This window comes from Mesorhizobium sp. ORM8.1, from assembly GCF_053005525.2.
Genome location: NZ_CM132600.1, coordinates 6,658,975 through 6,682,013 on the forward strand (window position 1 = coordinate 6,658,975; position 23,039 = coordinate 6,682,013).

Annotated in this window: 26 protein-coding genes and 2 pseudogenes; 9 read left to right on the plus strand and 19 right to left on the minus strand. The window is 59.8% G+C overall.

Features of this window, described 5'->3' with window-relative positions; genetic code table 11:
* Nucleotides 1-584 precede the first annotated feature (584 nt).
* Entirely contained in the window at nt 585-1,961 is a 1,377-nt protein-coding gene (locus ACVDG8_RS33185) for a trypsin-like peptidase domain-containing protein (protein WP_447252242.1), read from the minus strand.
* Nucleotides 1,962-2,679: 718 nt separating this feature from the next.
* Between ACVDG8_RS33185 and ACVDG8_RS33190 the strand changes: the two genes are divergently transcribed.
* Complete coding sequence (locus ACVDG8_RS33190; protein ID WP_447252243.1) at nt 2,680-3,516, plus strand: universal stress protein; 837 nt, start codon at nt 2,680-2,682, stop codon at nt 3,514-3,516.
* On the opposite strand, the gene ACVDG8_RS33195 is transcribed toward ACVDG8_RS33190, so the two are convergent.
* On the minus strand, nt 3,513-4,466 hold the full coding sequence (locus tag ACVDG8_RS33195; protein ID WP_447252244.1) for an IS481 family transposase: 954 nt from the start codon (nt 4,464-4,466) through the stop codon (nt 3,513-3,515). The genes ACVDG8_RS33190 and ACVDG8_RS33195 overlap by 4 nt on opposite strands.
* 99 nt (nt 4,467-4,565) lie before the next feature.
* On the opposite strand from ACVDG8_RS33195, the pseudogene ACVDG8_RS33200 reads away from it, so the two are divergent.
* From ACVDG8_RS33200 to ACVDG8_RS33210, 3 genes and pseudogenes are all read left to right on the plus strand, one after another.
* Nucleotides 4,566-6,181: pseudogene (locus tag ACVDG8_RS33200) on the plus strand (MBL fold metallo-hydrolase).
* 321 nt (nt 6,182-6,502) lie between these two features.
* Nucleotides 6,503-6,730, plus strand: a complete 228-nt coding sequence (locus ACVDG8_RS33205) for a nitroreductase family protein (protein ID WP_455707873.1) — start codon at nt 6,503-6,505, stop codon at nt 6,728-6,730.
* Nucleotides 6,727-7,032 carry a nitroreductase family protein gene (locus tag ACVDG8_RS33210; protein WP_455707391.1) on the plus strand — a complete coding sequence of 102 codons (306 nt, stop codon included), beginning with the start codon at nt 6,727-6,729 and terminating at the stop codon, nt 7,030-7,032. The genes ACVDG8_RS33205 and ACVDG8_RS33210 overlap by 4 nt, the downstream gene beginning before the upstream one ends.
* A gap of 444 nt (nt 7,033-7,476) precedes the next feature.
* On the opposite strand, the gene ACVDG8_RS33215 is transcribed toward ACVDG8_RS33210, so the two are convergent.
* The 3 genes from ACVDG8_RS33215 to ACVDG8_RS33225 form a co-directional block, all read right to left on the minus strand.
* Entirely contained in the window at nt 7,477-7,998 is a 522-nt protein-coding gene (locus tag ACVDG8_RS33215; RefSeq protein WP_447252246.1) for an N-acetyltransferase family protein, read from the minus strand.
* A gap of 131 nt (nt 7,999-8,129) precedes the next feature.
* Nucleotides 8,130-8,777 carry a helix-turn-helix domain-containing protein gene (locus ACVDG8_RS33220; protein ID WP_447252247.1) on the minus strand — a complete coding sequence of 216 codons (648 nt, stop codon included), beginning with the start codon at nt 8,775-8,777 and terminating at the stop codon, nt 8,130-8,132.
* A 369-nt stretch (nt 8,778-9,146) separates the two neighbouring features.
* Nucleotides 9,147-9,545: a c-type cytochrome gene (locus ACVDG8_RS33225; protein WP_447252248.1), complete on the minus strand. Its 399-nt coding sequence runs from the start codon at nt 9,543-9,545 to the stop codon at nt 9,147-9,149.
* A 195-nt stretch (nt 9,546-9,740) separates the two neighbouring features.
* Between ACVDG8_RS33225 and ACVDG8_RS33230 the strand changes: the two genes are divergently transcribed.
* Both ACVDG8_RS33230 and ACVDG8_RS33235 read left to right on the plus strand, forming a co-directional pair.
* Nucleotides 9,741-10,196 carry a hypothetical protein gene (locus ACVDG8_RS33230; RefSeq protein ID WP_447252249.1) on the plus strand — a complete coding sequence of 152 codons (456 nt, stop codon included), beginning with the start codon at nt 9,741-9,743 and terminating at the stop codon, nt 10,194-10,196.
* A complete protein-coding gene (locus ACVDG8_RS33235; protein ID WP_447252250.1) occupies nt 10,168-10,506 on the plus strand; it encodes a universal stress protein in 339 nt (112 codons plus the stop codon). The genes ACVDG8_RS33230 and ACVDG8_RS33235 overlap by 29 nt, the downstream gene beginning before the upstream one ends.
* A gap of 188 nt (nt 10,507-10,694) precedes the next feature.
* Here ACVDG8_RS33235 and ACVDG8_RS33240 read toward each other — a convergent pair whose 3' ends face one another.
* The 8 genes from ACVDG8_RS33240 to ACVDG8_RS33275 form a co-directional block, all read right to left on the minus strand.
* A complete protein-coding gene (locus ACVDG8_RS33240; protein ID WP_447252251.1) occupies nt 10,695-11,150 on the minus strand; it encodes a pyridoxamine 5'-phosphate oxidase family protein in 456 nt (151 codons plus the stop codon).
* Nucleotides 11,151-11,284: 134 nt separating this feature from the next.
* Nucleotides 11,285-11,692, minus strand: a complete 408-nt coding sequence (locus ACVDG8_RS33245) for a phosphoribosyltransferase (protein WP_447252252.1) — start codon at nt 11,690-11,692, stop codon at nt 11,285-11,287.
* Nucleotides 11,693-11,705: 13 nt separating this feature from the next.
* On the minus strand, nt 11,706-11,981 hold the full coding sequence (locus tag ACVDG8_RS33250) for a phosphoribosyltransferase family protein (RefSeq protein WP_447252253.1): 276 nt from the start codon (nt 11,979-11,981) through the stop codon (nt 11,706-11,708).
* A gap of 3 nt (nt 11,982-11,984) precedes the next feature.
* On the minus strand, nt 11,985-12,410 hold the full coding sequence (locus ACVDG8_RS33255) for a DUF2267 domain-containing protein (RefSeq protein ID WP_447252254.1): 426 nt from the start codon (nt 12,408-12,410) through the stop codon (nt 11,985-11,987).
* Nucleotides 12,411-12,479: 69 nt separating this feature from the next.
* Nucleotides 12,480-13,193: a hypothetical protein gene (locus ACVDG8_RS33260; RefSeq protein ID WP_455707392.1), complete on the minus strand. Its 714-nt coding sequence runs from the start codon at nt 13,191-13,193 to the stop codon at nt 12,480-12,482.
* Nucleotides 13,194-13,340: 147 nt separating this feature from the next.
* A complete protein-coding gene (locus tag ACVDG8_RS33265; protein ID WP_447252256.1) occupies nt 13,341-13,895 on the minus strand; it encodes a Spy/CpxP family protein refolding chaperone in 555 nt (184 codons plus the stop codon).
* A 213-nt stretch (nt 13,896-14,108) separates the two neighbouring features.
* Nucleotides 14,109-14,423, minus strand: a complete 315-nt coding sequence (locus ACVDG8_RS33270; protein ID WP_447252257.1) for a hypothetical protein — start codon at nt 14,421-14,423, stop codon at nt 14,109-14,111.
* Between the two features lie 263 nt (nt 14,424-14,686).
* Nucleotides 14,687-14,839 (minus strand): hypothetical protein, encoded by a 153-nt coding sequence (locus ACVDG8_RS33275; protein WP_447252258.1) that lies wholly within the window; start codon nt 14,837-14,839, stop codon nt 14,687-14,689.
* Nucleotides 14,840-15,136: 297 nt separating this feature from the next.
* Between ACVDG8_RS33275 and ACVDG8_RS33280 the strand changes: the two genes are divergently transcribed.
* The gene (locus ACVDG8_RS33280) at nt 15,137-15,334 is read left to right on the plus strand and encodes a hypothetical protein (protein ID WP_447252259.1); all 198 of its coding nucleotides are present in this window, start codon (nt 15,137-15,139) and stop codon (nt 15,332-15,334) included.
* Nucleotides 15,335-15,484: 150 nt separating this feature from the next.
* On the opposite strand, the gene ACVDG8_RS33285 is transcribed toward ACVDG8_RS33280, so the two are convergent.
* Entirely contained in the window at nt 15,485-16,024 is a 540-nt protein-coding gene (locus ACVDG8_RS33285; RefSeq protein WP_447252260.1) for an Hsp20/alpha crystallin family protein, read from the minus strand.
* 416 nt (nt 16,025-16,440) lie between these two features.
* Between ACVDG8_RS33285 and ACVDG8_RS33290 the strand changes: the two genes are divergently transcribed.
* On the plus strand, nt 16,441-16,653 hold the full coding sequence (locus ACVDG8_RS33290; protein ID WP_447252261.1) for a hypothetical protein: 213 nt from the start codon (nt 16,441-16,443) through the stop codon (nt 16,651-16,653).
* 139 nt (nt 16,654-16,792) lie between these two features.
* Here ACVDG8_RS33290 and ACVDG8_RS33295 read toward each other — a convergent pair whose 3' ends face one another.
* Nucleotides 16,793-17,236 (minus strand): DUF3775 domain-containing protein, encoded by a 444-nt coding sequence (locus ACVDG8_RS33295; RefSeq protein ID WP_447257160.1) that lies wholly within the window; start codon nt 17,234-17,236, stop codon nt 16,793-16,795.
* On the minus strand, nt 17,236-18,147 hold the full coding sequence (locus ACVDG8_RS33300; protein ID WP_447252262.1) for a DNA-binding protein: 912 nt from the start codon (nt 18,145-18,147) through the stop codon (nt 17,236-17,238). The genes ACVDG8_RS33295 and ACVDG8_RS33300 overlap by 1 nt, the downstream gene beginning before the upstream one ends.
* A 190-nt stretch (nt 18,148-18,337) precedes the next feature.
* Here ACVDG8_RS33300 and ACVDG8_RS33305 point away from each other — a divergent pair, with 190 nt between their 5' ends.
* Nucleotides 18,338-19,615, plus strand: a complete 1,278-nt coding sequence (locus ACVDG8_RS33305) for an NRAMP family divalent metal transporter (RefSeq protein ID WP_447257161.1) — start codon at nt 18,338-18,340, stop codon at nt 19,613-19,615.
* An 89-nt stretch (nt 19,616-19,704) separates the two neighbouring features.
* Here ACVDG8_RS33305 and ACVDG8_RS33310 read toward each other — a convergent pair.
* The 3 genes and pseudogenes from ACVDG8_RS33310 to ACVDG8_RS33320 all read right to left on the minus strand — a co-directional run bounded on the left by ACVDG8_RS33310 (nt 19,705) and on the right by ACVDG8_RS33320 (nt 22,904).
* Nucleotides 19,705-20,417, minus strand: a pseudogene (locus tag ACVDG8_RS33310) (ABC transporter ATP-binding protein).
* Complete coding sequence (locus tag ACVDG8_RS33315; protein WP_447252264.1) at nt 20,410-21,636, minus strand: ABC transporter permease; 1,227 nt, start codon at nt 21,634-21,636, stop codon at nt 20,410-20,412. Before ACVDG8_RS33315 ends, ACVDG8_RS33310 begins: the two are co-directional and overlap by 8 nt.
* Nucleotides 21,633-22,904, minus strand: coding sequence for an efflux RND transporter periplasmic adaptor subunit (locus tag ACVDG8_RS33320; protein WP_447252265.1), 1,272 nt, complete (start codon nt 22,902-22,904; stop codon nt 21,633-21,635). Before ACVDG8_RS33320 ends, ACVDG8_RS33315 begins: the two co-directional genes overlap by 4 nt.
* Between the last annotated feature and the right edge of the window lie 135 nt (nt 22,905-23,039).

Below are 23,039 nucleotides of genomic sequence, written 5' to 3' on the forward strand. Positions count from 1 at the left end.
CTCGCTCGCTACAGCGCGACTAACGGCGCACTCGCGAGCGGCTTCACTACCGCCGAGCTACACCACCTGTGGGGACACGACCGTAGTTTCTCCCGTCGACAAAGCGCGATGCAATTTCGTTCGAACTGACCGCGTTGAGCGCCCATTTCTGCGGAGCGATCGTACTCAGAAAGTGGTGGTGCAACTGAGCGTTGCCCATGTGGGCAGCACTCAGAGATTGATTTGCGCCGTAGGACGAGCGGGGGGACGCAATGGTTCAGGTGCCGACCGATGGAGGACGTCGAGTGTTCGCTCGAACCTATTTCTGTACTGGTTCGGACTGCTCCAAAGCCGACATCGATGGACCGAAGGCCTCGACCGACGTCCGCGGGACGCAAGGCTTTCTACGGCACGATTGCGGTGGCAACGCTGGGCGGAGTGACCCTGACTTTTGTCAGCATGGATCCCATGAGGGCTCTCTATTGGAACCGAACGGCTTGCTGGCGAGTGCCACGCGCAAATGCCCGCACGAGGACCGTGTCGAAGGGCGCCGGATCGGCGTCCGGCTCTCGCATTGAGGAGGTGACTCTTACGCTAAGACATCCTCATTGGATGGTGAGGAAATACATACCTTCATCGCGATAGACACCGACCAACAGGGGAACCGAAGAATGCTGTGCCAATTTTTGTGCCTGCCCTGGCGAGTGAACGATCTGATGATCGATAGTAAGGATTATGTCGCCTATCACCAGACCGGCATCTCCTGCGCTGCTGCCCTCTCCCACAGCTAAAACCAGCGCTCCGTCCGCCTTCTTGTTTCCGATCGCAGTTATTGTTTCGAAATCGCTCAGGCTGACCGATTCAAGAAGACCTGATCCCTCAATCACGTGATCGCTTCCTTCAGCCGAGAGTTTTGCTGTAACGGTCGTTGGACTGCCGTTTCGGATTATCGACAGCTTCGCCAGCGTGTCCGGTGAGATCGTGCTCATGATGTGCTTGAGGCCGGCAGCATTTTCCACGCTTGTGTTGTTTACTGCGGTGACGATGTCGCCCACACGAATACCGGCATCCTCAGCCACCGACCCTGAAAATACTTGATTCACAAGAGCGCCCGTTGCGGTGGTGGCCTGGAATGCCTTGGCGAGGTCCGCGGTGAGATCCTGCACGACCATCCCGAGTTGCGCACGTCGCACCTTGCCGTAAGCAATAAGCTGTTCCGTTACCTGTTTCGCCATCGCGGCGGGGATGGCGAAGCCGATGCCGACATTTCCACCGCTCGGCCCAATGATCGCGCTGTTGATACCGACGAGTTTTCCATCGAGATTGACGAGCGGGCCGCCCGAATTGCCGGGGTTAATTGAGGCATCGGTCTGGATAAGGTTTTCGTAGCCTCCTCCCAGTGCGGATCGGCCAAGCGCGCTGACGATCCCCATCGTCGCCGTTTGTCCGAGGCCAAAGGGATTGCCTATTGCAACGACATAGTCGCCGACGCGGAGTTGCGACGATTCTGCCAGAGGCAGTGCTGTCAAATGCTCCGCTGCAATTCTAATGACGGCGAGATCTGTTTCAGCGTCGTTTCCGACGGGTTCAGCCTGAAAGCTGCGGCCATCATTGAGAGTGACCGTTATAGAGTCTCCATTTTGGACGACATGATTGTTGGTCAGGACGTAACCCTTCGCGGCATCGATGATGACGCCCGCACCTGCTGCCTGGAATTCCTGTTGCAGTTGTGGCGCATCGCTCGCAGGGGCAGCGAATTGCTGGCGGAAGGAACCCGGAGCGGTCGTGTTGGCAGGCGCTTCATTGCGGCCTTGCACGGTGATGCTCACGACAGTTGGAAGTACACGTTCCAGCATTGGCGCAAGCGAGGCTTGACTGGTCGGAACAAGCGAGGACGCTGCGTTGACAGGGTACGGCGTCGATGCCGCTGCAAGGGCGAACCACGCCGCTGCCAGGAAATTCTGCAAGCCGGGCGTGATCATCGGTTCAACTCATCAGGGTCGAGATGCGTATTTCCTGCGAGCCGCGATCCCGTCCGAGAGCCAGAAATTTCGACTGCACCGGCAAACTCTCGGTCGATCGCCGCCTGCCGCACCCCATGGCCTCGCTGCCTTCTCGTCCACTCACTGGCGCGTTTTTCATTCTCGGCCCCTTTCTTTTGGGCATGCAACACCAACAGGCTACTACGGGCAGCAAGTTGGCGTTTTGAGCCGGATCAAGCGCGAAAGGAACTTTTTGTAAGATATTGGATCCTGACCATCTGATGGATTGAGGTCACAATTTCGGTCCACCCCAATTGCAGGGACGATGGTTGGCGCGGAATGCATTGCTTCGTGACCCGCCCGACGAGCCGAGACAATCATGACGCCATCGAGTTGGAGAAGGACATGGGTTTTGCCGACAGATCGTACGAGGATAGCTCGGCCTCTGCTCGTTTCGAAAGGCCACGAAAAGCCGGCCCGTGCGCAACCCTTGTTGGGCTCGTCACACGACGTGGAAGCCAATGAGGACACCGCAAAGCTTGTGAGAGAGGCAAAGGGTGTGCCGCTCCTATAGCGAAGTGACGCTCTCGGTCTCCATGCCCGACGGCCCCGTCTCGCCTGTTTGCGGTGGATCAAAGCTGATACCGTTCATTGCCACTACCGATGTTGGATGATTGGTCCGACGGCCGACCCGCAGCCGCAACGTAGGCGAAATCCGATGAAGTTTATGGCATCCCTCTATCTGGCGACCTATCCAGACCCGAACACCTCGAAAACCGCGGCGAACGCGGTCGCTCTCGTCGCGCAGCTCAACGCGGCGCTGCATGCTGTTGCCATCAATGTCGACATCCCCGACGTTTCGAACGCGCTTTCAAACTATTTGATGGACCTTCCCTACAAGATACAAGAGGTCGAGGCGACCAGTTGCAAGCGTGGCAAAGATCTGCTCGAGACAATTGCCCAAGAAGCGGTACAAGGCGGTGTGGACCTCACCACGCAGGAGTTGGCCGCGCCACCGGCCTTGATGGGCGATGTTGCCGCGAAGCATTCCCGCTATTTCGATGTCTGCCTGGTCGGCTGGGCGCCGGCCAACCAGACGGCGCGGATGTTAGCCGAGGCGATCCTGTTCGGCTCGGGTCGACCGACACTGCTCCTTCCCGACTCCACGGATGTTGGGGCCTTTGGACATGTCGTTATCGCCTGGGATGGTAGTCGAGTGGCCGCACGGGCTGTTGCCGACGCGCGGGTGTTTCTTGAACGTGCCTCGACGATCACCGTTGTGACCGTGACCGACGAAAAGCCGTTTCCGGGACAGGGCATCGGCGAACGCCTTGCGCTGGGCTTGAGAACACGCGGTCTTGCGGCCGAGGCTGTCTCTATCCAAGCAGGGGACAGTTCAATCGGAACAGCGCTTCAGGAGCATGCTCTCAAGATCGGCGGCAATCTGCTCGTCATGGGCGGATACGGCCACTCCCGCGTCAGGGACTTCGTGCTTGGCGGTGCCACCGAAGGTATTCTCGCTGATCTGCGCATGCCTGTCCTACTGTCGCACTAGGTGTGGAGCCTCAACAGGTTGTCCTCGGTTAGAGCGAGGCGGCTGATAGGTGGTTTTGACTTTAGGCTGCCGTGTGGACGATGCCAATTGTATCTGTGCAGCCAGACAGGCAGTTCGGCGGCGCGGTGATTTGATGTCGGATAGGCGATGGCGTAGGCCCATTCGCGCAGCGCCGTCTGGATGAAGCGCTCGGCCTTGCCATTGGTCTTGGGCGTATAGGGCCTTGTCCTGACATGCTTGAGGCCGAGATCACGGCAGGCCTTGGCGAAAGCCTTCGATCTGTAGCAGGAGCCGTTGTCGCTCATGACGCGCGCTATGGTGACGCCGAGGCTGGCATAGTAGGCTACCGCCGCCTTGAGGAAGGCGATGGCGCTCTCCTTTTTCTCGTCGGGCAGGATTTGCGAGAAGGCGATGCGGGAAGCATCGTCGATGCAGACATGGACGAATTCCCAGCCGGCGCCGCGCGACTTGCCCTTTTGCGGATCACCGGTGATGCGATGGCCGACTTGGCTGAAGCGTCCGAGCTTCTTGATGTCGATATGGATCATCTCGCCGGGATGCTCGCGCTCGTAGCGCCGGACCGGTTCGGCCGGCTCGATATCGCTTAGCCGCGACAGCCCGGCACGCTTGAGAACCCGGCTGACGGTGGCGGGCGAGACGCCGACCTCATGGGCGATGTGCTTGCCGGTCCAACGCTGCCGCCGCAGCGCCACGATCCGCTCGGCGATCGGCTGCTCGGTGGCGCTGGGGCTGTGCGTGGGCCGCGACGAGCGGTCGGCCATGCCGGCCCGCCCTTCGGCCTTATAGCGCTCGACCCAACGCGCCACGATCTTGGCCGACACGCCATAGACGCGCGCCGCATGGGCCTGGGAAAGACGCCCCTCAATGACCGACAGCGCCATCTCCTCTCGACGCAACGGTGTCAAACGGGCATTCTTGTGGATGTTCATTCGGACCCTCCGGTGAGTGCTGAGGCTTGGTAACTCCAGTCTCCTCGGTTCGGTCCGAATGGACAACCCTCTGAAAGCCCACAACTAGGTCGTGGCGAGATGAGAGGCGACACGGATCCTATCCTGCGTTTCCACGGCGCAGCCCATGGCGTCACCGGCTCATGCTATGAGATCGAGACGCCGCATTCGCGCATCCTCATCGACTTGGCCTGTTCCAGGGGTCCAAATCCGAACGGGAATTGAACTACGGTGCATTCCCGTTTCCGCCGGAAGCTATTGACGCCGTCATTCTGACGCATGCGCATATCGATCACAGCGGCCTTTTGCCGAAACTGGTCAAGCAGGGGTTTTCCGGTCCGATCCATACGACCCGCGCCACCATCGATCTCTGCTCGGTCATGCTGCCGGATTCGGCGCATATCCAGGAAATGGAAGTCGAGCACCTGAACCGTCGCAACGCGCAACGCGGTCGCCCGCTCGTCGAGCCGATCTACAGTCAGCAGGACGCTGCCGCGTGAATGACCTTGTTCCGGGCTTTGGAATATGGCGAATGGACCACGATCGCCGATGGCATTCGCGCCCGCTTCTGGAACGCGGGCCACCTGCTTGGTTCGGCATCGGTAGAGCTCGAGATCGACCGATATGATGCGCCGCTGCGCATCATGTTTTCGGGCGACATCGGTCCAGGCCACAAGCTGCTTCAGACCGATCCCGAGGGGCCGGCAGGCGTTGACTATTTGATCTGCGAGTCGACCTATGGCGACCGCGACCGCCCGGACGTTTCGCCCGAAAAACGGCGATCGCAGCTCGGTGACTTCGTACGTGGCGCCGCCGAAGCCGGGGGCCCCCTTATCATTCCGTCCTTCGCGGTCGAAAGGACGCAAGAACTGCTGGTCGACCTGTATTTGCTCATGCAAGCGGGGGAGGTGCCGTCAGCTCCGGTCTTCGTAGACTCGCCGTTGGCGACACGCGCCAGTGCGATTTTTGAGCGGCACGCCAACGAGATCGAACAGGGTGACGTGCTACGCCAGGCCCTGAACTCGAAGGAGCTGCGCTTCACCGAGACGGTGGAACAGAGCAAGGCGATCAACCGCCTGAGCGGCTTCTTCGTGGTGATCGCCGCCAGCGGCATGTGCGACGCGGGGCGTATCCGCCATCATCTCAAGGCCAATCTCTGGCGCAGGAACGCCACGGTGATGATGGCCGGATATCAGGCCCAAGGGTCGCTTGGCAGGATCCTGCTCGACGGCGCGCAGCGTGTGCGCATCCAGGGTGAGGAAGTCGAGGTCAAGGCACGTATCAGCCTGTTCGACCTCTATTCCGGCCACGCCGACGCCAGCGAACTGGTCGCCTGGCTCAAGGCCCGAACTCCGGTGAAACAGCAGGTGTTCCTGACGCATGGAGAGGAGGCTGGACTCGGCGGTCTGCGTGGAAGGCTTTCAGGACTGATACCCGACGACAAGATCATCATCCCGAAGCTGGACGATGCTTTCCAATTGACCCCCGGTCGCAGTTTGCCGGTCGAGGTCAACGAGCCCAGCCGTCTGAAGCCGGAAAAGATTGCCCGCCTCGACTGGCACAATGACCTTTCAAAACTTCTCCTCGACGTAAACGAGGCGGTCAGCGCCGCGGCCGACGAGAGGAGTCGCGCAGCGGTCATCAGGCGCATGCGCAGGGCGCTCGAAGACAATGGCATAGAAGACAAGGGAGCATAAAGGTCGAAGGCTGGCGAATTGATTCAGGGCAAGGCGCCCGCGAAATACCTATGCAAGAAGAGATCAGACTGTCTGTGAATTGACAGCATATCGACAGCGGTCTGGTGCGCGAGTTGATCGGAGTTGCGATCCCGGGCGTTCGCCTTGGCGAGGAGTTTGTCTTCAGCCAAGAACCGGATCGCCGGAGAGGGAGAATGAACCATGGCAGGCATATCCCGGCGTGTTTTTCTCCCAATTGCGGCCATGGTTGCAGCTTTCGCCAACCGGATCGCACTGGCCGACATGTCTTCCAGCCTGCCGGAAGCAGCCAAGAACGGAGGGATGTCATTGCTCGAGGCGCTGTCCCTCAGGCAATCGACACGGCTCTTCGCCGACAAACCGATTGATGACGAAACCCTTTCGACATTGCTTTGGTGCGCCTTCGGCATCAACAGGCCGAACAGCGGCGGACATACGGCCCCTTCATGGCACGGAGCCATGGAGACCGACATCTATGTCGCCGACGCGAGGGGGTACGCAAATTCGACCCGGCCGGACAGGCTGCCGTGACCATTCTTGCGCGCGACATTCGAAGCACGACAAGCAAAGAGTCTTTTGTTGGAACCGCGCCTTTGGTCCTGATCTACTGCGCCGATAGGGGACGCTTGCATGTTGCGAACGAAGATCAGGAAAGTGCGTTTGCCCATGTCGACGCAGGCATCGTGGCGCAGAACGTCTATCTCTACTGCGCATCAGCCGGTCTGGGCACCTGCCTGGTGGGCGGGGTGGACAAGCCGACGCTTGGCAAGCTGCTGGGGCTGTCCGAGACGCAATTCGTGACCTTTGTGCAACCTGTAGGGTATCCGGCCTAACCGACCTCTGATTTTAGCAACGCAGATGTTGCGCGCCGCCACATGCCTCGCTTGGGAAGGACAGGAGAGCGGCTACCATTGTTGCGTAAGACGTGGAGCACGATGTCGCATATCCCGTTGCGAACTCCTGGCGACCGAAGTGTTGAGAATCCGGAATTCAGATTGCACCTTTGCGGCATAGACAGTGGTCACCAAATAGGAGGCCATGTCCCGCAGGCATATCTCTCCTGCCGCGCTCGCCTATGACGATCGTGGCGGCGTCACCACAGGAACCCCGCTGCCGGCGCAGATCACGATCACGCTGCGTTCGACAAGGAACCAGACTCTTCTAGGACCACCAGCGGCTTCGGTAGGGGGGCGGGGGGCGGCGCCATTTGTCTCCATCGGGCGCGATCTGCCAGTCCTAGGAAGATCCTTAAATCTGCGGCGTCCCGATAGCGGCGGCTAACCGGCCGATCGCGCCTTCAGCTCGCGCCGAACCAGCACAAGCGTTGCATCGTCGGGATCGGTCGTGACAGTGAAGCCCATGTCGCGCTCGACCTCGATCGCAGCAAGGTTTGCACGGCTCTCGATCGACTCGATCGCTTCGAGGCCGAGTTCCTCGGCATATTTCGCAATATAGGCGAGCAGCTCCCAGCCGACGCCCAGATGCTTACGATCCGCGCGGATGCATATCGCGACCTCGCCGTTCCGGTCAGCTGCATCGCTCGCCAGCATTGCAACCGCGATCAGCATACCGTCGTTGGAGAACGCCAGAAAATTATGAATATGGGCGTCGTCGGAACGCGTCATCGACACCAGCCGCTCATGTGAAACTTCCTTCACGCCGCCCAGAAAGCGAAATCGGAGATCGTCTGGCGTCACATGGGTGAAGAACTCCGACAGGATTGGTTCGTCTTCGGGACGTGCGCGGCGCACTTCGAAGCGAAAGCCGGTATGGGTTGTAAGTGTGCTGTTCGTGGTCATATGCGGACCTCTCAACCTTGGTTGTTCTGAAGCTGGGCGGATACAGCGAGCCCGAGGGCTGAAAGGTGACGCCCGATGCAAAGGCGGTGAGGGAAGACAAGGCTTCCTTTGGCCTCTTCGCTATGCCTTGGTCATTCGCTCATGCAGTGGAGCGCGTCGTGCTTGACGATTTCGATGCTCCGCAGGCCGAGCAAGTGGATGACGCCCTTGTCTTTCAGCCGGGTGAAGACCCGTGAAACGGTCTCGATGGTGAGGCCGAGATAGTCGCCGATGTCCATGCGCGACATCGGCAGTTCGACTTGCCGCAAGCCGCCCTGGCGCTCTGCCATGTCGACCAGGAATGCAGCCACGCGTTCAATGGCGTTCTGACGACCGAGGACCAGAAGGTGTTCCTGAGCTTTGGTTAGCCCTTTGAGCGCCAGGGGTAGCAACTGATGGGACATGTCTGCTCCGGAAGTGAAACGGAAGGCGCGAACGCCGGTGGCATTGATCGCTTCGGCGAAGAAGTGATGGGTCGTGCCGGCTTCGAAGCCGAATGTTTCTCCGGCCAGGTGGAAGGCGCTGATCTGCCGGCGGCCGTCGGCGAGCAGGCGGTAGATGCGCACGGCGCCGAATTCGACCTGGTAGAAAGCACCAGCCTTCTCGCCTTGAGCATAAATCTCCGAACCGGCGGGAAAGAAGCTCACCGGCTGCATCGGTGCGGGATCGAATACCGCTGGCCGGACAGACTGAGTGGACTGTGATGGCAGTGCAACTCTGGAGGTCGTGTAGGCGTGCATGGCTGTTTTTCCCGGTTGATCCGTGACACAGCAATCGCGCGAATCCCTGACTGGCGAAATTCGGTTATGTCCCTAAGGGGAATTACTTAGAACGCCGCCGAGGTGGCACTGGCAAGGCTTTGGATGGCTGGCGCCCCTTTTGTCGTCGCGCGAGGTTAGGTATCTCCGGCCGTAGGCGCCTGCCCATTCCGCTACGTGTAGCTGGTCTCCCGGCTTCTCTACACGTTACGCATCAGGGACATACCGTACTAATCCTCGCATGGAGTTGGTCAAGCGCTTGCCCAACCTGAAGCTGATGTCAGTGGTGGGCTCCTCCCGAAATGTCTCGATCCATCGCTTCCTTTTGGTGACCGTCGCTGATGGCTGAATCTAATGCTGCAGTGTCTCAATGTAACCTGCAAGATTGTGGATGCGTTCCGTGGTCACCACCTCGCCGCCACTGGGGCCGTAGGTTTTTGCGTCGTCCTCAAGAAACAGGCGGCCCCAGACAGGCATCTCGCGATTGCCATGGCTCGGTACGGCATAGCGACCGTCGATAGTCGCGAAGACCCTGGAGTAGGGAAACCTCCCGCCATTGCGCTCGGAAAGTTGCGTCAGATCGGCCGGACGCCTGATGAGCAGGTCGCGCAAGGGTCCGTCGCCCTTGCCGTCGACACCGTGACAGACGGCGCAGGAGTTCAGATATTCTGCCTGGCCGTAACTCATTTCCTGGGCTGCGGCCGTATTCACGGTCAATCCGGCGCATGCCGCAATCGTCAAGAGTTTCATATGCGCTCCAATCAGCTATTGGCGGAAGCCTAAAGCCATCCTGCGGACTAGTATGTTGATTGGGGTCAATCCCTGCTTTGACTCAGCGCAATGCCATTGCGTTCGGCCTCGCTATTGTTTTTCGCAAACGTTCGCTCAAATGCGTGAGCGGCTGCCATGTCATTCAAGACAATACTCACGGTCACAGGGCCAGGCATGAGCGACGGCGATCTCAAGCTCCCCGCCGGCCTTTGCGAGGAGGCCAGCGCACACCTTGCCGTTCTCGTCCTGGTGCTCGCTGCACCGCCGCCGGTCGGAGAGTATGCCGCAATTATCTCCGAAGACTGGCTGAAGGAGCGGCAGGCAGAGGAAAAGCTCTTGAAGAAGACAACGGCGGCCGTGACGGCTTTGCTCGCGGGCCGGGGGCTTTCCGCGGACGTCGACAGCGAATATCCCGAAGCCGGCTGGGCGGACGAAACAATCGGACGCCGTGCCCGCTATGCCGATATCACCATTCTCGGGCCGGAACTGCTGGCAGGCGAAACACTGAAAAACAAGGCGATCGAAGGCGTGCTGTTCTCCTCCGGCAAGCCACATGCTGCCCGTTCCCCAAGGTTCGCGGCCGACGCTGAAGCCGAAGCGGATGCTGGTCGCCTGGGATTCGCAGCTTGAGGCATCGCGCGCCGTGCGGGAATCAATCGACCTACTTGCCGCAGCCGATGACGTGCATCTTGCTATCGTGGACCCCGTCGAGGGCGAAGCCCATCACGGCGCGGAACCGGGAGCCGATGTTGGAACCTATCTTGCCCGACACGGGGTGAAGGTCACCGTCGACCGGCTAACGAGTGCGAACCATTCCGTTGCCGAGGTTCTTCGCCAGCATTCCGTCGACATTGCTGCCGACCTACTGGTGATGGGCGCTTGCGGTCATTCGCGGTTGCGTGAGCGCATCTTCGGCGGCGTCACCCAGATCGATGCTTGAGGATCAGTCGCTGCCGATTTTGATGGCGCGATGAAAGAACTCCAAGAGACCTGCATTCAGACCGGGCGGAGATTTGCAAGATCAGAAGCCAAGTCGTCTCGTGTCGACACAAGACCTTTTGCGGTAGCAGGGAGCTAGGGTGCCACGACAGCAGATCTGGCTAGGTCGCACTCTGGCAATGAGTCGCGTCAGCTATCGTGTTCTTCCACTTCACGACCTGACACGTGCTCGATCGAAATCCGAAAGAACACATGCGACGAGTGGTCCGCAAGCGCAGGTGTTACCGACTTAAGGGCTCCAGGTTCCCACCAGTCGACATGCTTGCTCAAGATCGACCAGGCATGCTGCCGCTCCGGCATGTGGTCGATCCGGTCCATCAATTCCTCGTATCGACCGTCAACTACCACGCTTTTCCATGCTCTCCCTTCGCCGCGCGCATCGACTTGAACGGATACCAAAGGGTTGGCCCGCATCCATTCGACCTTCTTGCCCGGCATCGAGAAGGCATAGAGATGGTGTTCCGCGTAGGCATAATGAATCGGCACGACGTAGGGCTGGCCGCCTTTCGTGCACGCTAGATGCCCGACCCGACTCGCCGCCAGCAGCTTTGTGCATTCGAGTGTGGACATGGATTGAACGATCATTGTCGGCTCTCCGCGGTTGCTGTTAGGTGACGGGCGCGATCCAGAAAATTCACCAGCAACTGTCACTTCAATTCACGTTTCCCATTGATGCAATGCAACCACACCAAGCAACAGGCGTCATCACATATTCTCTTTCAAACCGCTCGAGACTTAGCCGTATTGCGTCGGATGGATGGTTGATCTGCACTGCGTTCCTGCGCAGCTTCAGCCAGCGCTCGCGTCACTTCCTCATCGGTAAGCTGGGGGAAGCTGCGGTAATGGTAGCCGAGGGCTTGGAAACGCGCCGGTTGGCTGAGGCACACGATTCGATCCGCTTCCTGGGCAAGCTCGGCCAATATGTCGGTGGGCGCGACGGGGATTGCCACGACTATCTCGCGTGCTGACCGCCGTTTAAGGGCTCGGATCGCGACCTTCATCGTCGTCCCGGTGGCGACACCGTCATCGACGATGATCGCCGTCTTTCCAGCGATCGACAAGGGTGGGTGCTTGCCACGATAGGCCAGCCGGCGACGGTCCAGTTCCGGGCGCTCTTGGGCGATCAAGATGCGAAGCTCGCTATCGTCGAGCGCGTAGGCTTCGACGATCTCGCGGGTTCAGCACAACGTCCGGAGGATTGCCATCCACGATCGCCGCGACGGCCAGCTCAGGATTTCCCGGCGCGCCAACCTTGCGAACGATAATCAGATCAAGTGGAGCCTTGAGGACCCTGGCCACTTCGGCGGCGACAGGAACACCACCTCGCGGCAAGGCGAGAACGACTGGCTGATGCAAACCGAGCTTCTCCAACTCGATGGCAAGCTTTTGTCCGGCCTCCCTTCGGTCGCGGAACATCGGTCAGGCCGCCGGCCAGAGCTGACGGAGAGATTTCTTCATCGAGTTCCGAACCTGGACGATCTCGCCATGCGATATGTGGCGGTCTAGCATCTTGAAAACCGCTTTGATCGCGTGGTCGATATCGACGTCGGGCTCATATCCAAAGCTGTCTCGAACACAAATCACGAAGTCGCGTTTTTTCCGTTCCCCCATGGGTGTGTCCGGTTTCCAGCCCTCGAAGTAGATGCCCCTGATGAGTGTAGGCAGCTGAGCCGAAAGGTCGGCCATCTCCTCTGGCGACAGCCAGTCCCGCAAAGTGTGCAGGACGGATTTCAGGAGCCTGTGGGCATTTTGTTCGCTCCAACCCAAATCCCGGGCCAGCTCGTTCACCCACCCCTGAGCCTGCTCGGCCGCGTGAGTAAATCCCGTGGCTGAAGTGTGGGTCATGCGATCGCTCCTTCAATCTGTCTTGCCATTCTGGCGTACGGAGCGATGTCCGCATTGAGCCGGATCAAATTATCCCGGTGAGACCATACCAAGAGAGTTGGCAGGGCGAGCGGGGCGGAACGAGCCACGGTCTTCCAAAAAACAAATCGTCTCTTGGATGGTAGGAGCATGTTCCTGCTTGTGATGTGCCCATGTCCTCCCCTGACGTGGGTGAGCGATGGGTTGTCCCTGATCCGTAGCGATACCGAGCTCGCTGCCACCTCCCTCAGGCAGCGGGCTTCCTTTTGTCGATGCATCCAATTGCGTCCGGCGGGACTGGGTGGCGAGGTGATCCATACATCGCCTGAAATTGCTGACTACGGATTCCTCTGGCGCAGAAGCAATCTTGTAGGTTCGCATTTCGGCGTTTGGATCTGACCGCACAAAACGCAGCTCATAAGTCCCGGAGATCATCGCTTGAATGAAAGCTGTGGCGATAAGAGGATCTTGTGTCGTCGCCATGATGGTGCCGTCGTCGTAGCTTTCGTAATCCAAATGGCCGGGCGAACTGAATGTGCGCGAACTGAACGCAGCCTCTGAAATCTGCACTATTTGATATGTGCCTGATGTCGTAAGGTCGGCCGCGGCCATGAGAAAGCCGGCCAGGATGGTCCCGTCGAATTTGTTGTAACCTGCGATCGTTATGAACTTGACGACTTCCCGCGATGGAGGGTTGCTGGCATCGAGGACGATCTCGCATACCCTGGCCTCCTCGCTCTCGTCGGCCCAATTGCTGTAAGCCACCCCGTTGGAAAGATCGTCGAGCCGGCGGCCTGGTTGATGCCGAGCAGACCCAGCGCGGTCAGAAGGCGAAGCGTGACGAACATGCGTTCAGTTCCTCCGCGATTTCCGGCTCAGTCAGCGCATTACGCCACGAGGTCGCAATGGAGGCTATCGGACCATCATTCCAGCACCGAAGCCCGAGCGCCCCATACCCATGCCCATCATCGGCAGGACAATCTCGTCGGCCGACTGCTTCTGCTCATCGCTCAGCTTTGCGTATAGTTTTTCCACTGCTGCCCTGACGGTCTTCACCTGTTCCAGACGCGCTTCGAGATGGGTCTGCTGGTAGGCCAGTCGCTCGGGCAGGGGCTTCTTGAGGAGCTCACCGTCCTGGAATTCCTTGAGCATGCCCTGCATCAAGGCGTTGTGCGACTCGGTTGTGCTACGGATGACGCCGGCAAGTTCATCCCAGGAGGGGCTCTGCTCGGCGGTGATCTTCAGTTCCGTCTTCAGGAAGGCGAGGCGTCCGTCGATCCGATCGAGCATCTCGTCTGAATCATAGCCACCCATCGGGCCGCCCATGCCCCATTGGCCCATCATCATCCGGCCCATTCCCCAACGAGGCCACCAACCAGAATCGTTGTCTTCAGCCCTGGCCACAACAGGCATCGCGACAAGGCTCAGGACCAGGCCCGCGGCAACAGTACTGCGCAAATTGAACATCGGTCGTCTCCTTCAGAGCGAATTCCGGACGCTAAATAAATCACACGGTGGCGTTGACGGCCTTGACCTGCATCAACGAACGCTAGTGGGGTCGTGGGGCGGCATCGCGGTTAGTGCGGATTGCTCGGGAGAGCACTCGTATGGGACTTCCAAAGTAGCTGGGCTCCGCGCCATTCGAGCGTGGCTTTGGTGGAACTGAGGGGTTCCGGCCGGTCAGGCGTCGGCGATTTGGGTTTTGGAAGTCGAACCGCGGCAACCGATGTGCGACTGAATTTTGTCGCGATACCGCCAATCCGGCTGTGCTATGTTGTAAACGTACAAACAGGGAAGCCGCTGCGGCTGCTTATGTGATGAGTGGATAAGCGGATTGCTCGCCTGAATATCGAGCATTTTCGGCAGCGCTTGGCCGAGGAGAAGGATGAGTTCAAGCGGAGAACCTTGCTTGATCTGCTTGAGAAAGAACAGGAAAAGCTCAGAAAAGCCGAGGAGGCTGATAATGGAGCAAACGGGCGCGACAACACTCGACAACAATAGATGAATGCGGCAATGCCGCTAAACATCCTTGTTCGCAGGTTCCCATGCTCTCCAATGAGTGGGTAAGACATCAACACGCGCCTTTGTGGCCGATTTGATCCAGCCCGTCAGTATACGCCTGCAGGGAAAAACGAGGGCATGAGCGCCGTCCCTGTCCATCACGGCCAATTCCAAATCCCGATCGAAAGGGGCAGTCGATATTGGTTGCCACATAGATTCATTTTTGGATGGAATGGCGAAAGGGTCATTGACGCAGGTCAAATCCGACGACCGGGCACTTTGCGTTCCGGGCACGGGAATGCCTTTCGAGCGGCGATGAGCAGTCGCGTTTCCCGCTGTTGGGCCGCCACGTTCCGCAGGGTCTGCCATTTCATCATCTCGCTGCTGCGCAGGCCCGGCATGTTGATCATGCCTTCTGCTCCGGGGGTGGAGAGGCACTGGAAGTCGGTCTCGATGGTGAAGCTGATGTCACCAAGATCGATACGACGATCTGCCTCTGCTTATGAGATCAATGGCGCAACATCTGAAATCGCGAAATCCGGTTTGGTCCTTATGGGATTCCACGTAGACAGCCGCGACAGAAGACCTCGACGGGCTGCGCGGTGGAGGGTGGGAAAGCCAAGGCGCCAGTGGGCATCGACGTGAATCAAAAAATAACTTTGGGGAGGCCTAGGAATTGGGTGTAGGATGCCGTCTTGAGGGATGTCATGGACCGGTTCATCGCACGCGCCAACATCGCCCACTTTCAGGATCTGCTCGCACGCGAGACCGCTCCTGAACAGCGGCGTATCCTCGAAGGCTTGTTGGCGTTGGAGCAGAAGAAGCTCGAGATCGCCGAAAGCCAGGCACGCGATCAATCCCGTGGACCTAGCAGCCCAGGAAATATTGCCAAACCATCGCGCTGACACAGCAGCACGACATACACCCAAAGGTGGAAACGTGGCCCGTGTCGGGGCTGGGTTAGGTCCAGAGTAGGCGCAGCTCGGCAAATTGCCTTCTCTCAGGCTCTCAGCGCGCCGAACAGACGCGCTGAGAGCGATCAGCGGTCACCGCTGTTATGCGGCCTTGACCGTGATCTTCTTCTCGGCCTTCTGGGCTTCGGCCGTCTTGGGCAACTTGACCGTCAGCACACCCTTGGCGAAGTTCGCCTCGATCTTATCGGCGTCGACACCTTCAGGCAGTTGGAACGAACGCTGGAAGGAGCCGTAGCGGCGCTCGGACAGGTAGTAGTCCTTTTCCTTCTCCTGTTTTTCCTCGGTCTTTTCGCCCTTGATGGTCAGTGTGCGGTTGGCGAGTTTGATCTCGACGTTCTTTTCGTCGATGCCGGGCAATTCGGCCGTGATCTCGTACTCCTTGTCCTTGTCCACGAGATCCATGGCCGGCGCGACCGGCCAGCCCGCATTGCGCAGGGACGGCAGTTCATGACCGAACAGGGAGCGTGTCGACGGCAGGCGAAAGTCGAACGGGTGGAAATCGTCGAACAGGCGGTCGATTTCGCGGCGCAGGCTTTCGAACGGGGTGGTCCAGTTGCCGGCTGGCGCCGGTGCGGTGCTCTTCTCTGTCTTGACGGGCAGTTTGGTGGCAACTTCAGCCATGGCTTTATCCTCGGAAGTGGGTTGATCGACAGGTACCGCCGCCTCCACCCTTCCACCTTAGGTCTCCCAAGAGGCGCTAGAGCTGGAGGTCAGCGGACCCGCTTGCCAAGTGTTGTCGCCGAACTGGTCCATTGCTTCGCGAATCCGCGGTTTTGCCGCGGTTCATCGCGCCCGCGCCGCCAAATCTGGCTCGGCCTGGCAAGAACAGCATCAAATCCGTTGCAAGGGGCAGGCACATTGATCGGGATCAATGGCGACAGAAAAAATACCGCCTTACGCAGCAAAGCACCAACTTCCTAAACGACCTAAAGGGTGGGTTCCCATAAAATCCGGCGCATGCGACAGCCACCGGTCATCTACGCATCCAAGCGGGCGGAATGATGCCGCCGAATAGCAAGTTGAGGGAGGAGCCGAAGATGGAAGTTGAATATCAGGACGGTGACGTGTTGGTCGTTTCCCGTAATCCGCTGGTCGGACGGCTTGAGCTGGTCGGTAATGACGATGACGCTGTGGATTTGGTTTTGAGGCGGGAGGACGCCGAAGAATTGGTCAGCGTTTTGATCCAGTTCCTGGCCAAAGGGGAAGGAGAGGACACGCCAACCTTGAGGATCATGCCGAAATCAAAATGAGGCGGCTTGGTGCTTTTGCTACATAAGACCAGAAGAATGTCTTCCGCCGGAGCGTTGATAGAGATGGGCGCCCATCAAGAGATTGCACGGCGGCGGCATTGAAACGCCGTCCGTCAGCAAGCGCAGGGCACTGTAATGGCTAAAAGTGCTCGCGCTCAAATTCGAGGCAGGAGTAGCCGAGTGTCGAAAGACCATCGGCGAGATGGTCCGCAAGCAGCGGCGTCCCACAGAGATAGTCGGCCGTATGCTCATTGTGCGCGTCCGTCGCCTGCTGGCGGACAGTTTGCCATTCGTCGGCGGATTGATCATCGCGACCCAGCCACATCAGGGCGACCAGGTCGATTTGTGCGTCGACGGAAAGATCCGAAATCAGCGACTGCAGTTCTTCGAGGACGGGGTCGTCGGCATGATCCTCAAGGATCGCGGCGGAACGATCGTCGGACGGATTGGAGGCGGGGTTAGGTTCGGTGACCGGGTCCTTGGCATCGAACTCGCGTGCCTTCATGATGATGAAGCATACGGTTTCGAGCGGAACTTCAAGTTCCGTTTCGCCGTCGCCAATCCTGTTCGATGCTCTTTCCATCATACCGGTTCCTTCAGTTGCTGTTCGTCTTCCCGCCCCCGGACCACGCGTTTGGCCGCCATCGGCCCTTTTGTCTCGGTGACGACAGTGCATCGTCCCTCCGGTTGGCCTTCGGCCTGGAAATAGATCACGACCCAGTCGTTCGTTTTTGCCAGTTCGTGCGCCAGCCTGGTGTTCGAGAAGAACGCGGTGAAATGCCAGTTGTCATGTCGCGCATGCAGGACGGGCAGCCAGGCCTCGCCGTTGGGGTTGAAGCGTTTCGGTGCAATCTTGCGAAGCGCCCCGGCCGCAGCTTTTTCGCGATACATGCGATCGACATCGAGCAGCATCGACACTGGCGGGAAGGGTTGAGGTTGATGGGTCGTTCTCAGTCGAGCCCTGCCGAGCCGCTCGGCGAGCGCTGCCCCCAGCATCTCCTTGCGCCTGTGACCGATGCCCTTGATATGAAGCGCGCCGCTATGGAGCGCATTCTCGAGGTCTTCGAGGGTCTCGAGTTGCCCGTCCTCGGCGAGGCAGTGCGCATATCGTGGCCCGATCCCGGGGATCGATCGAAACAGCGCCTCTGGCTCCATCTCGCCGCGCAGCCGTTCCAGCTGGGACCAGCGCCCGGTTGCAACCATCTCGGTAATCGCGCCAGCCAAGCCTCTTCCGATGGCCGGGAGGGCGACGAGGCCGTCGCGTCCCTCCTTTGCCAGGATTTCGCCTACGGGCCGTTCCAGACTGGAAACGACATCCGCCGCCCTTCTGTAGGCTCGCGCTCGGAAACCGTCGTCGCCCTGACTGTCGAGGAGATCGGCAAAATCGCGGAATTTCCCTGCCACCGCGATGTTCTCGAGGAGTGGCTTCGTCGCCAATGTCGTCATTGGCTTGACGCCTGGGTTTGGCGGCGTGGTTTCGAGCGGCTCCAGCATGGCTTTCCCCAGCGCAGGCGTTGAAGATTGTCGATTGGTTTTCCTACGCCGTCCGACAGTCCGCATCCTTGACGCGGATCAATCCATCAGTGCTCGAAACTGGATAGAAGAAAACATGCGCTTCTTCGCACTCAAAGGCTCGGAACAACTCGGCGCGGCTGCGGCGCAAAGAGTGAGGGGAAACCATTCGATGGAACAGTCGGAGGCATCGGCTACCACGCGTCGCCGGCCCTACAACTTATTCGCAAGCTTGGGCCCAGGCCTGATTACGGGCGCGGCCGATGATGATCCAAGCGGTATCGCCACCTATAGTCAGGTCGGGGCGCAATTTGGCTACACGCTCGCCTGGACCATGCTCTTCAGCTATCCGCTGATGGCTGTAACTCAAGGGATCAGCGCCGGGATCGGCGCTGTGACTGGCCAGGGTATCGCGCGCAATCTGCGTCGGCACTACTCACCTTGGCTGCTGCGTTTCGCCGTTCTTCTCTTGCTTGTCGCCAACGTCATCAACATCGGCGCCGACCTCGGCGCCATGGGAGCGGCGCTTGAATTGCTCATAGGTGGCCCACAGTATTTGTATACGGTCTTGTTCGCGTTGATTTGCAGCTTCCTGGAAATCTTCGTGAGCTATCGGCGCTACGTGATGGTACTTAAATGGCTGACCATGTCCCTGCTTGCCTATGTGGCGGTGGTGCTGTCAGTTCATGTGCCGTGGAGTGCGGCGCTCTATGGTGCGCTGGTTCCGCAGATCGCCTTCGACGGCGATCACGCCATGGCGCTGGTTGCCGTTCTTGGCACGACAATCAGTCCTTACCTCTTCTTTTGGCAAGCCGGGGAGGAGGTCGAGGAGCAGCACCGGCAACACCGTCAACGGCTGGGCGCCAATTCTCACGCTGCCGGGCCGGAGCTGTCGCGCATCCGGGGCGACACACTGTTCGGAATGGGCTTCTCCAACCTGGTGGCCATTGTCATCATTATTGCCACTGCGGCAACGCTTCACGCCAACGGGATCACCCAGATCAAGACTTCGTCTGAGGCGGCCGAAGCGCTCAGGCCTGTCGCCGGGGAGTTCGCGTTTGCCATTTTCGCTATCGGCATTATTGGCACGGGCATGCTTGCCATCCCCGTGCTTGCCGGCTCCGCCGCGTATGCCGTCGCGGAGATGTTTCGTTGGCCCGAAGGCCTCGATCGACGCCCGCAAGATGCCAAGGCCTTCTATGGCACGATTGCGGTGGCGACGCTGGGTGGAGTCACCCTGACTTTTGTCGGCATGGATCCTATAAGGGCACTTTACTGGAGTGCTGTCGTGAACGGAGTCCTGGCCGCGCCACTGATGGCAATCATGATGATGATTGCGATGAACCCTCGCATCATGGGCCACCTTACACTGCCGCGCTGGATGGTTTTCGGCGGCGCGCTCGCCACGGCGGTGATGGCTCTGGCCTCAATTGGATTTTTCGTGCTGTGACAGACCGACTGCAGCCGTGCCTGCATAGACGCCGGTGATTTGCAGGCCGAGCCGGATCAGTCCCACATGCCGGCCGCTCTCGTATCTTATCACTGCGAATGGTGTTCCAGCAAGTTGATCCGGTCCTCAGTTACCCTGCCGTCGACGACCTGGATGATCCGGTCGCAGCGGTCAGCGAGATCATGGTTGTGCGTGACGATCAGGAAGGTCGTGCCGCGCTCCCTGTTGAAGCGCCGCATCAGGTCGAAGACTGCATCGGCCGAGACGGTGTCGAGATTGCCGGTCGGTTCATCGGCGAGCACCAGCAATGGATCCATCGCCAAGGCGCGGGCTATGGCCACGCGTTGCTGCTGGCCGCCCGACATGTTCAACGCCCGATTGTTGCGCCATCTGCCGAGATCGACCCAATCCAGAAGCTCGTCGGCGCGCCGTTCCATCGCGGCGTCCGGTCGGCCGTGGTCCAGCAGCATCGGCATCATGACATTCTCGCGAGCGGTGAAAGCCGAGATCAGATAGTGGTACTGGAATACGAAGCCGATCGTGTGGCCGCGCAGCCTGGTCAAGGCCGCGTCCGACAATTGCGTCGTGTCCTCGCCGTGGATCGACAGCCGCCCAGAGGTCGGGCGATCGAGCAGGCCGATGATGTTGAGCAGCGTGCTCTTGCCTGACCCGGATGGCCCCATCAGGGCCACGAACTCCCCGGACGGATGGTGACGTTGATGCCATGCAGCACTTCGGTTTCGACCGGCGTGCCAACATTGTACGATTTGCAAATGGCCTCGAGAGCGAGCAGATCAGCCATGGATGGCATCCACTGGATCAAGGCTCGCGGCGCGAAGGGCCGGAACGATGCCGGCAATCACTCCCGTAATCGTCGCAAGTGCCGCCGAAGATACGAAGAGCGTCGGCTCGATGTAAAGCGGGAACAGTTCGGAGCCATCGGCCTGGCGTGCATAGCGGTGCCACACCATGAGAGCGGCTGCCCCCAGGGCTGATCCCGCAAACGAGCCGACAAAGCCGAGGACGCCGCCCTGAATCAGGAAAACCCTCAGGATTTGTCCGCGTGCGCAACCCATGGCGCGCAATATGCCGATGTCCTTGGAGCGCTGAAGCACGGACACCACCAGCACGGCCGCGATGCCAAACGCCACGGACAGGCCGACAAAGATGCGGATCAGCGCACTGGAGAGATTTTGGGCACGGATCGCAGTGAAGAACTGGGCATTGGTCTTGATCCAGCTGTCGGCCTCGACCGGCAGTGTCGCCTGAATGTCCTGTGCGATGGTCTCCGCCGCATATACGTCGCTGACGGTGAGATCGATTGTCGTCACGCCGCCAAGCAGCCCAAGCAGGCTTTGAGCCGTCCGCAGTGCGACATACGCGTTGCGCTCGTTCGCACCCTTGTTGCCGAGATCGAATATCCCCCTGATCGTCAGGGTTCGACTGCCGCCCATGGCGGTCGTTACGTTGACTTTGTCACCGATCGTCGCGCCGATATCCTTAGCGAGTTCAAGGCCGACGAGGATGTCGTCGGAGCCAAGGTCTGAATTGCCGGCGACGATATAGTCCGGCACACGCACAATGCGGAAATAGTTGTCAGGCTCCATTCCAAAGATGCCGATGCTGCGGCTGGCGTCGCCGCGCACGGCGAGCGCGGAACCCGACACGGTTGGGGATGCGATCACCACATCCGGCCGCGCCCGCATCGTGGCGAGGATCGTTTGCCACTGATCGATGGAGAGGGTGCGTTGCGTCGGTTGCTGGACTATTGCCGCTTCGATTACCCAATCATGCCATCTCAGCGGCCGGGCGATTTCTTGTGGCGCCAGGAGTTGGATCTGCGGCTGCGACGTGAGCACGCGGTTGGTGAAGTTGGTCTGCACGCTGGTCAGCATCGCGGACATGAACACGATTACACCGACGCCGATGGCGATGCCACTGAGGATGAACCCCGACTGCATCCGCCCTTCGGCGAGGAACCGCAGTGCCGCGATCCAGGCAAATGACAGCCAGGGTTTCATGACGCCACCGGCCTGACGCGCTGGCCGGCCTTGACGCCGGCGGCGACGGGAACGACGAAATCTCCCTGCGAAAGTCCATCCAGGATCTCTATCCGGTCACTCGTGCGCAGGCCGGTCCGAACCGCCTGTTCGCGCGGCCGGCCGTCGCGGACGACGAGAACCCAAGGTGCGGCGGATGTGGTGTCATGCACCACACGAGCCGGAACGATCAGGGTCGATTCGCGCTTGTCGATCTCGACATCCACCGAGACGGTCATGTCCTGGCGCAGATAGGACGGCGGAGCTGTTGCGGTGAGCTTCACCGCCACCGACGCGCGCGTGATGTCGACCGAGGGGTTGATGTACGACACCTTGGCATCGAAGCGTTGATCGGGATAAGCGTCGGCTGAAACCAGTGCGTCCTGACCCACCCGAAGCAGGCCGAGGTTCTTCTCGTCGATCTGCAGCACCAACTGGACATCACCGGCGGGCGCCAGCACGAGGAGAGCGTTTCCGGGCTGGACAATGGCGCCGCGCTCGACACTGCGGGTGATGAGAGTGCCGTCTCGCGGCGCGGCGATTGTCGCATAGCCAAGGCGCGCTTGCGCGGTAGTGACATTGGCCTGTGCCTGATTGAGCTGGGGCAGCGCCATCACGTAGTCGCTGCCGCCAGGCTGTGCTGTATAGACCGAAAGCTCGGCCGTGCGGACCTGGGTGCGCGCGACATCAAGATCCCTGGTGGCGGCATCGAGCGTCTCGCGGGTGCCGAAACCCGCCTTGGAGAGCTGTTCAGCCCTTTGGTAGGCCGCTTGGGCATTGACCAGCGTCGCCTGGGCTTGCTTGAGGGCCTGCTGAGCGGATGGCAGCGTGAATTCTCGCAGCTGCCGCATCCGCGCTTCCGCCTGCGCGGCGGCGCCCTGCGCCTGGACGACCGCAGATTTCAGTTCGCTTGACTCAAGAACAACAAGCGGCTGGCCCAGTTTGACGGTCTGACCCTCGTCGACCAGCACCTCCGCGACCGTTCCGGTGAACTGGCTTCCGATATTGACGCGGTAGGGGGTCTCGACGTGGCCGCTTGCCACGACGGTTCTTAAGAGATCGCCACGGATCACGGGATAGACGACGACTTCAGGACCGACCAGCCAGCGGGCCAGCGCCAGGGCAAGGGCGACCGCCAGCAGAACCAGCCCGCCAAGTAACCATTTGTGAAGCCAGACGAAATGTCGGGCAGCCGTCAAGCTGCGCTTGTGAGATATGTCCGGATGTAAATCAGTGTTGATCTGCAGCATGGCGGCCTCGAAGACTGGAACCTCCGAACTCATTAGGTCGGCGCCGCGCTTGTCACCTTGTGCCAGATCAATTCTGGCCTATGGCTGCCGTCGCCCTGTCGCGCGAAACTCATTCTTGCCAAGCGCACGTCGGCA

Coding starts and splice junctions, on each gene's coding strand:
- ACVDG8_RS33185 (WP_447252242.1), bottom strand. CDS start 1,961: ATGATCACGCCCGGCTTGCAGAATTTCCTGGCAGCGGCGTGGTTCGCC.
- ACVDG8_RS33190 (WP_447252243.1), top strand. CDS start 2,680: ATGAAGTTTATGGCATCCCTCTATCTGGCGACCTATCCAGACCCGAAC.
- ACVDG8_RS33195 (WP_447252244.1), bottom strand. CDS start 4,466: ATGAACATCCACAAGAATGCCCGTTTGACACCGTTGCGTCGAGAGGAG.
- ACVDG8_RS33205 (WP_455707873.1), top strand. CDS start 6,503: ATGTCATTGCTCGAGGCGCTGTCCCTCAGGCAATCGACACGGCTCTTC.
- ACVDG8_RS33215 (WP_447252246.1), bottom strand. CDS start 7,998: ATGACCACGAACAGCACACTTACAACCCATACCGGCTTTCGCTTCGAA.
- ACVDG8_RS33220 (WP_447252247.1), bottom strand. CDS start 8,777: ATGCACGCCTACACGACCTCCAGAGTTGCACTGCCATCACAGTCCACT.
- ACVDG8_RS33225 (WP_447252248.1), bottom strand. CDS start 9,545: ATGAAACTCTTGACGATTGCGGCATGCGCCGGATTGACCGTGAATACG.
- ACVDG8_RS33230 (WP_447252249.1), top strand. CDS start 9,741: ATGAGCGACGGCGATCTCAAGCTCCCCGCCGGCCTTTGCGAGGAGGCC.
- ACVDG8_RS33235 (WP_447252250.1), top strand. CDS start 10,168: ATGCTGGTCGCCTGGGATTCGCAGCTTGAGGCATCGCGCGCCGTGCGG.
- ACVDG8_RS33240 (WP_447252251.1), bottom strand. CDS start 11,150: ATGATCGTTCAATCCATGTCCACACTCGAATGCACAAAGCTGCTGGCG.
- ACVDG8_RS33250 (WP_447252253.1), bottom strand. CDS start 11,981: ATGTTCCGCGACCGAAGGGAGGCCGGACAAAAGCTTGCCATCGAGTTG.
- ACVDG8_RS33255 (WP_447252254.1), bottom strand. CDS start 12,410: ATGACCCACACTTCAGCCACGGGATTTACTCACGCGGCCGAGCAGGCT.
- ACVDG8_RS33265 (WP_447252256.1), bottom strand. CDS start 13,895: ATGTTCAATTTGCGCAGTACTGTTGCCGCGGGCCTGGTCCTGAGCCTT.
- ACVDG8_RS33275 (WP_447252258.1), bottom strand. CDS start 14,839: ATGATCAACATGCCGGGCCTGCGCAGCAGCGAGATGATGAAATGGCAG.
- ACVDG8_RS33280 (WP_447252259.1), top strand. CDS start 15,137: ATGGACCGGTTCATCGCACGCGCCAACATCGCCCACTTTCAGGATCTG.
- ACVDG8_RS33285 (WP_447252260.1), bottom strand. CDS start 16,024: ATGGCTGAAGTTGCCACCAAACTGCCCGTCAAGACAGAGAAGAGCACC.
- ACVDG8_RS33290 (WP_447252261.1), top strand. CDS start 16,441: ATGGAAGTTGAATATCAGGACGGTGACGTGTTGGTCGTTTCCCGTAAT.
- ACVDG8_RS33295 (WP_447257160.1), bottom strand. CDS start 17,236: ATGGAAAGAGCATCGAACAGGATTGGCGACGGCGAAACGGAACTTGAA.
- ACVDG8_RS33300 (WP_447252262.1), bottom strand. CDS start 18,147: ATGCTGGAGCCGCTCGAAACCACGCCGCCAAACCCAGGCGTCAAGCCA.
- ACVDG8_RS33305 (WP_447257161.1), top strand. CDS start 18,338: ATGGAACAGTCGGAGGCATCGGCTACCACGCGTCGCCGGCCCTACAAC.
- ACVDG8_RS33315 (WP_447252264.1), bottom strand. CDS start 21,636: ATGAAACCCTGGCTGTCATTTGCCTGGATCGCGGCACTGCGGTTCCTC.
- ACVDG8_RS33320 (WP_447252265.1), bottom strand. CDS start 22,904: ATGCTGCAGATCAACACTGATTTACATCCGGACATATCTCACAAGCGC.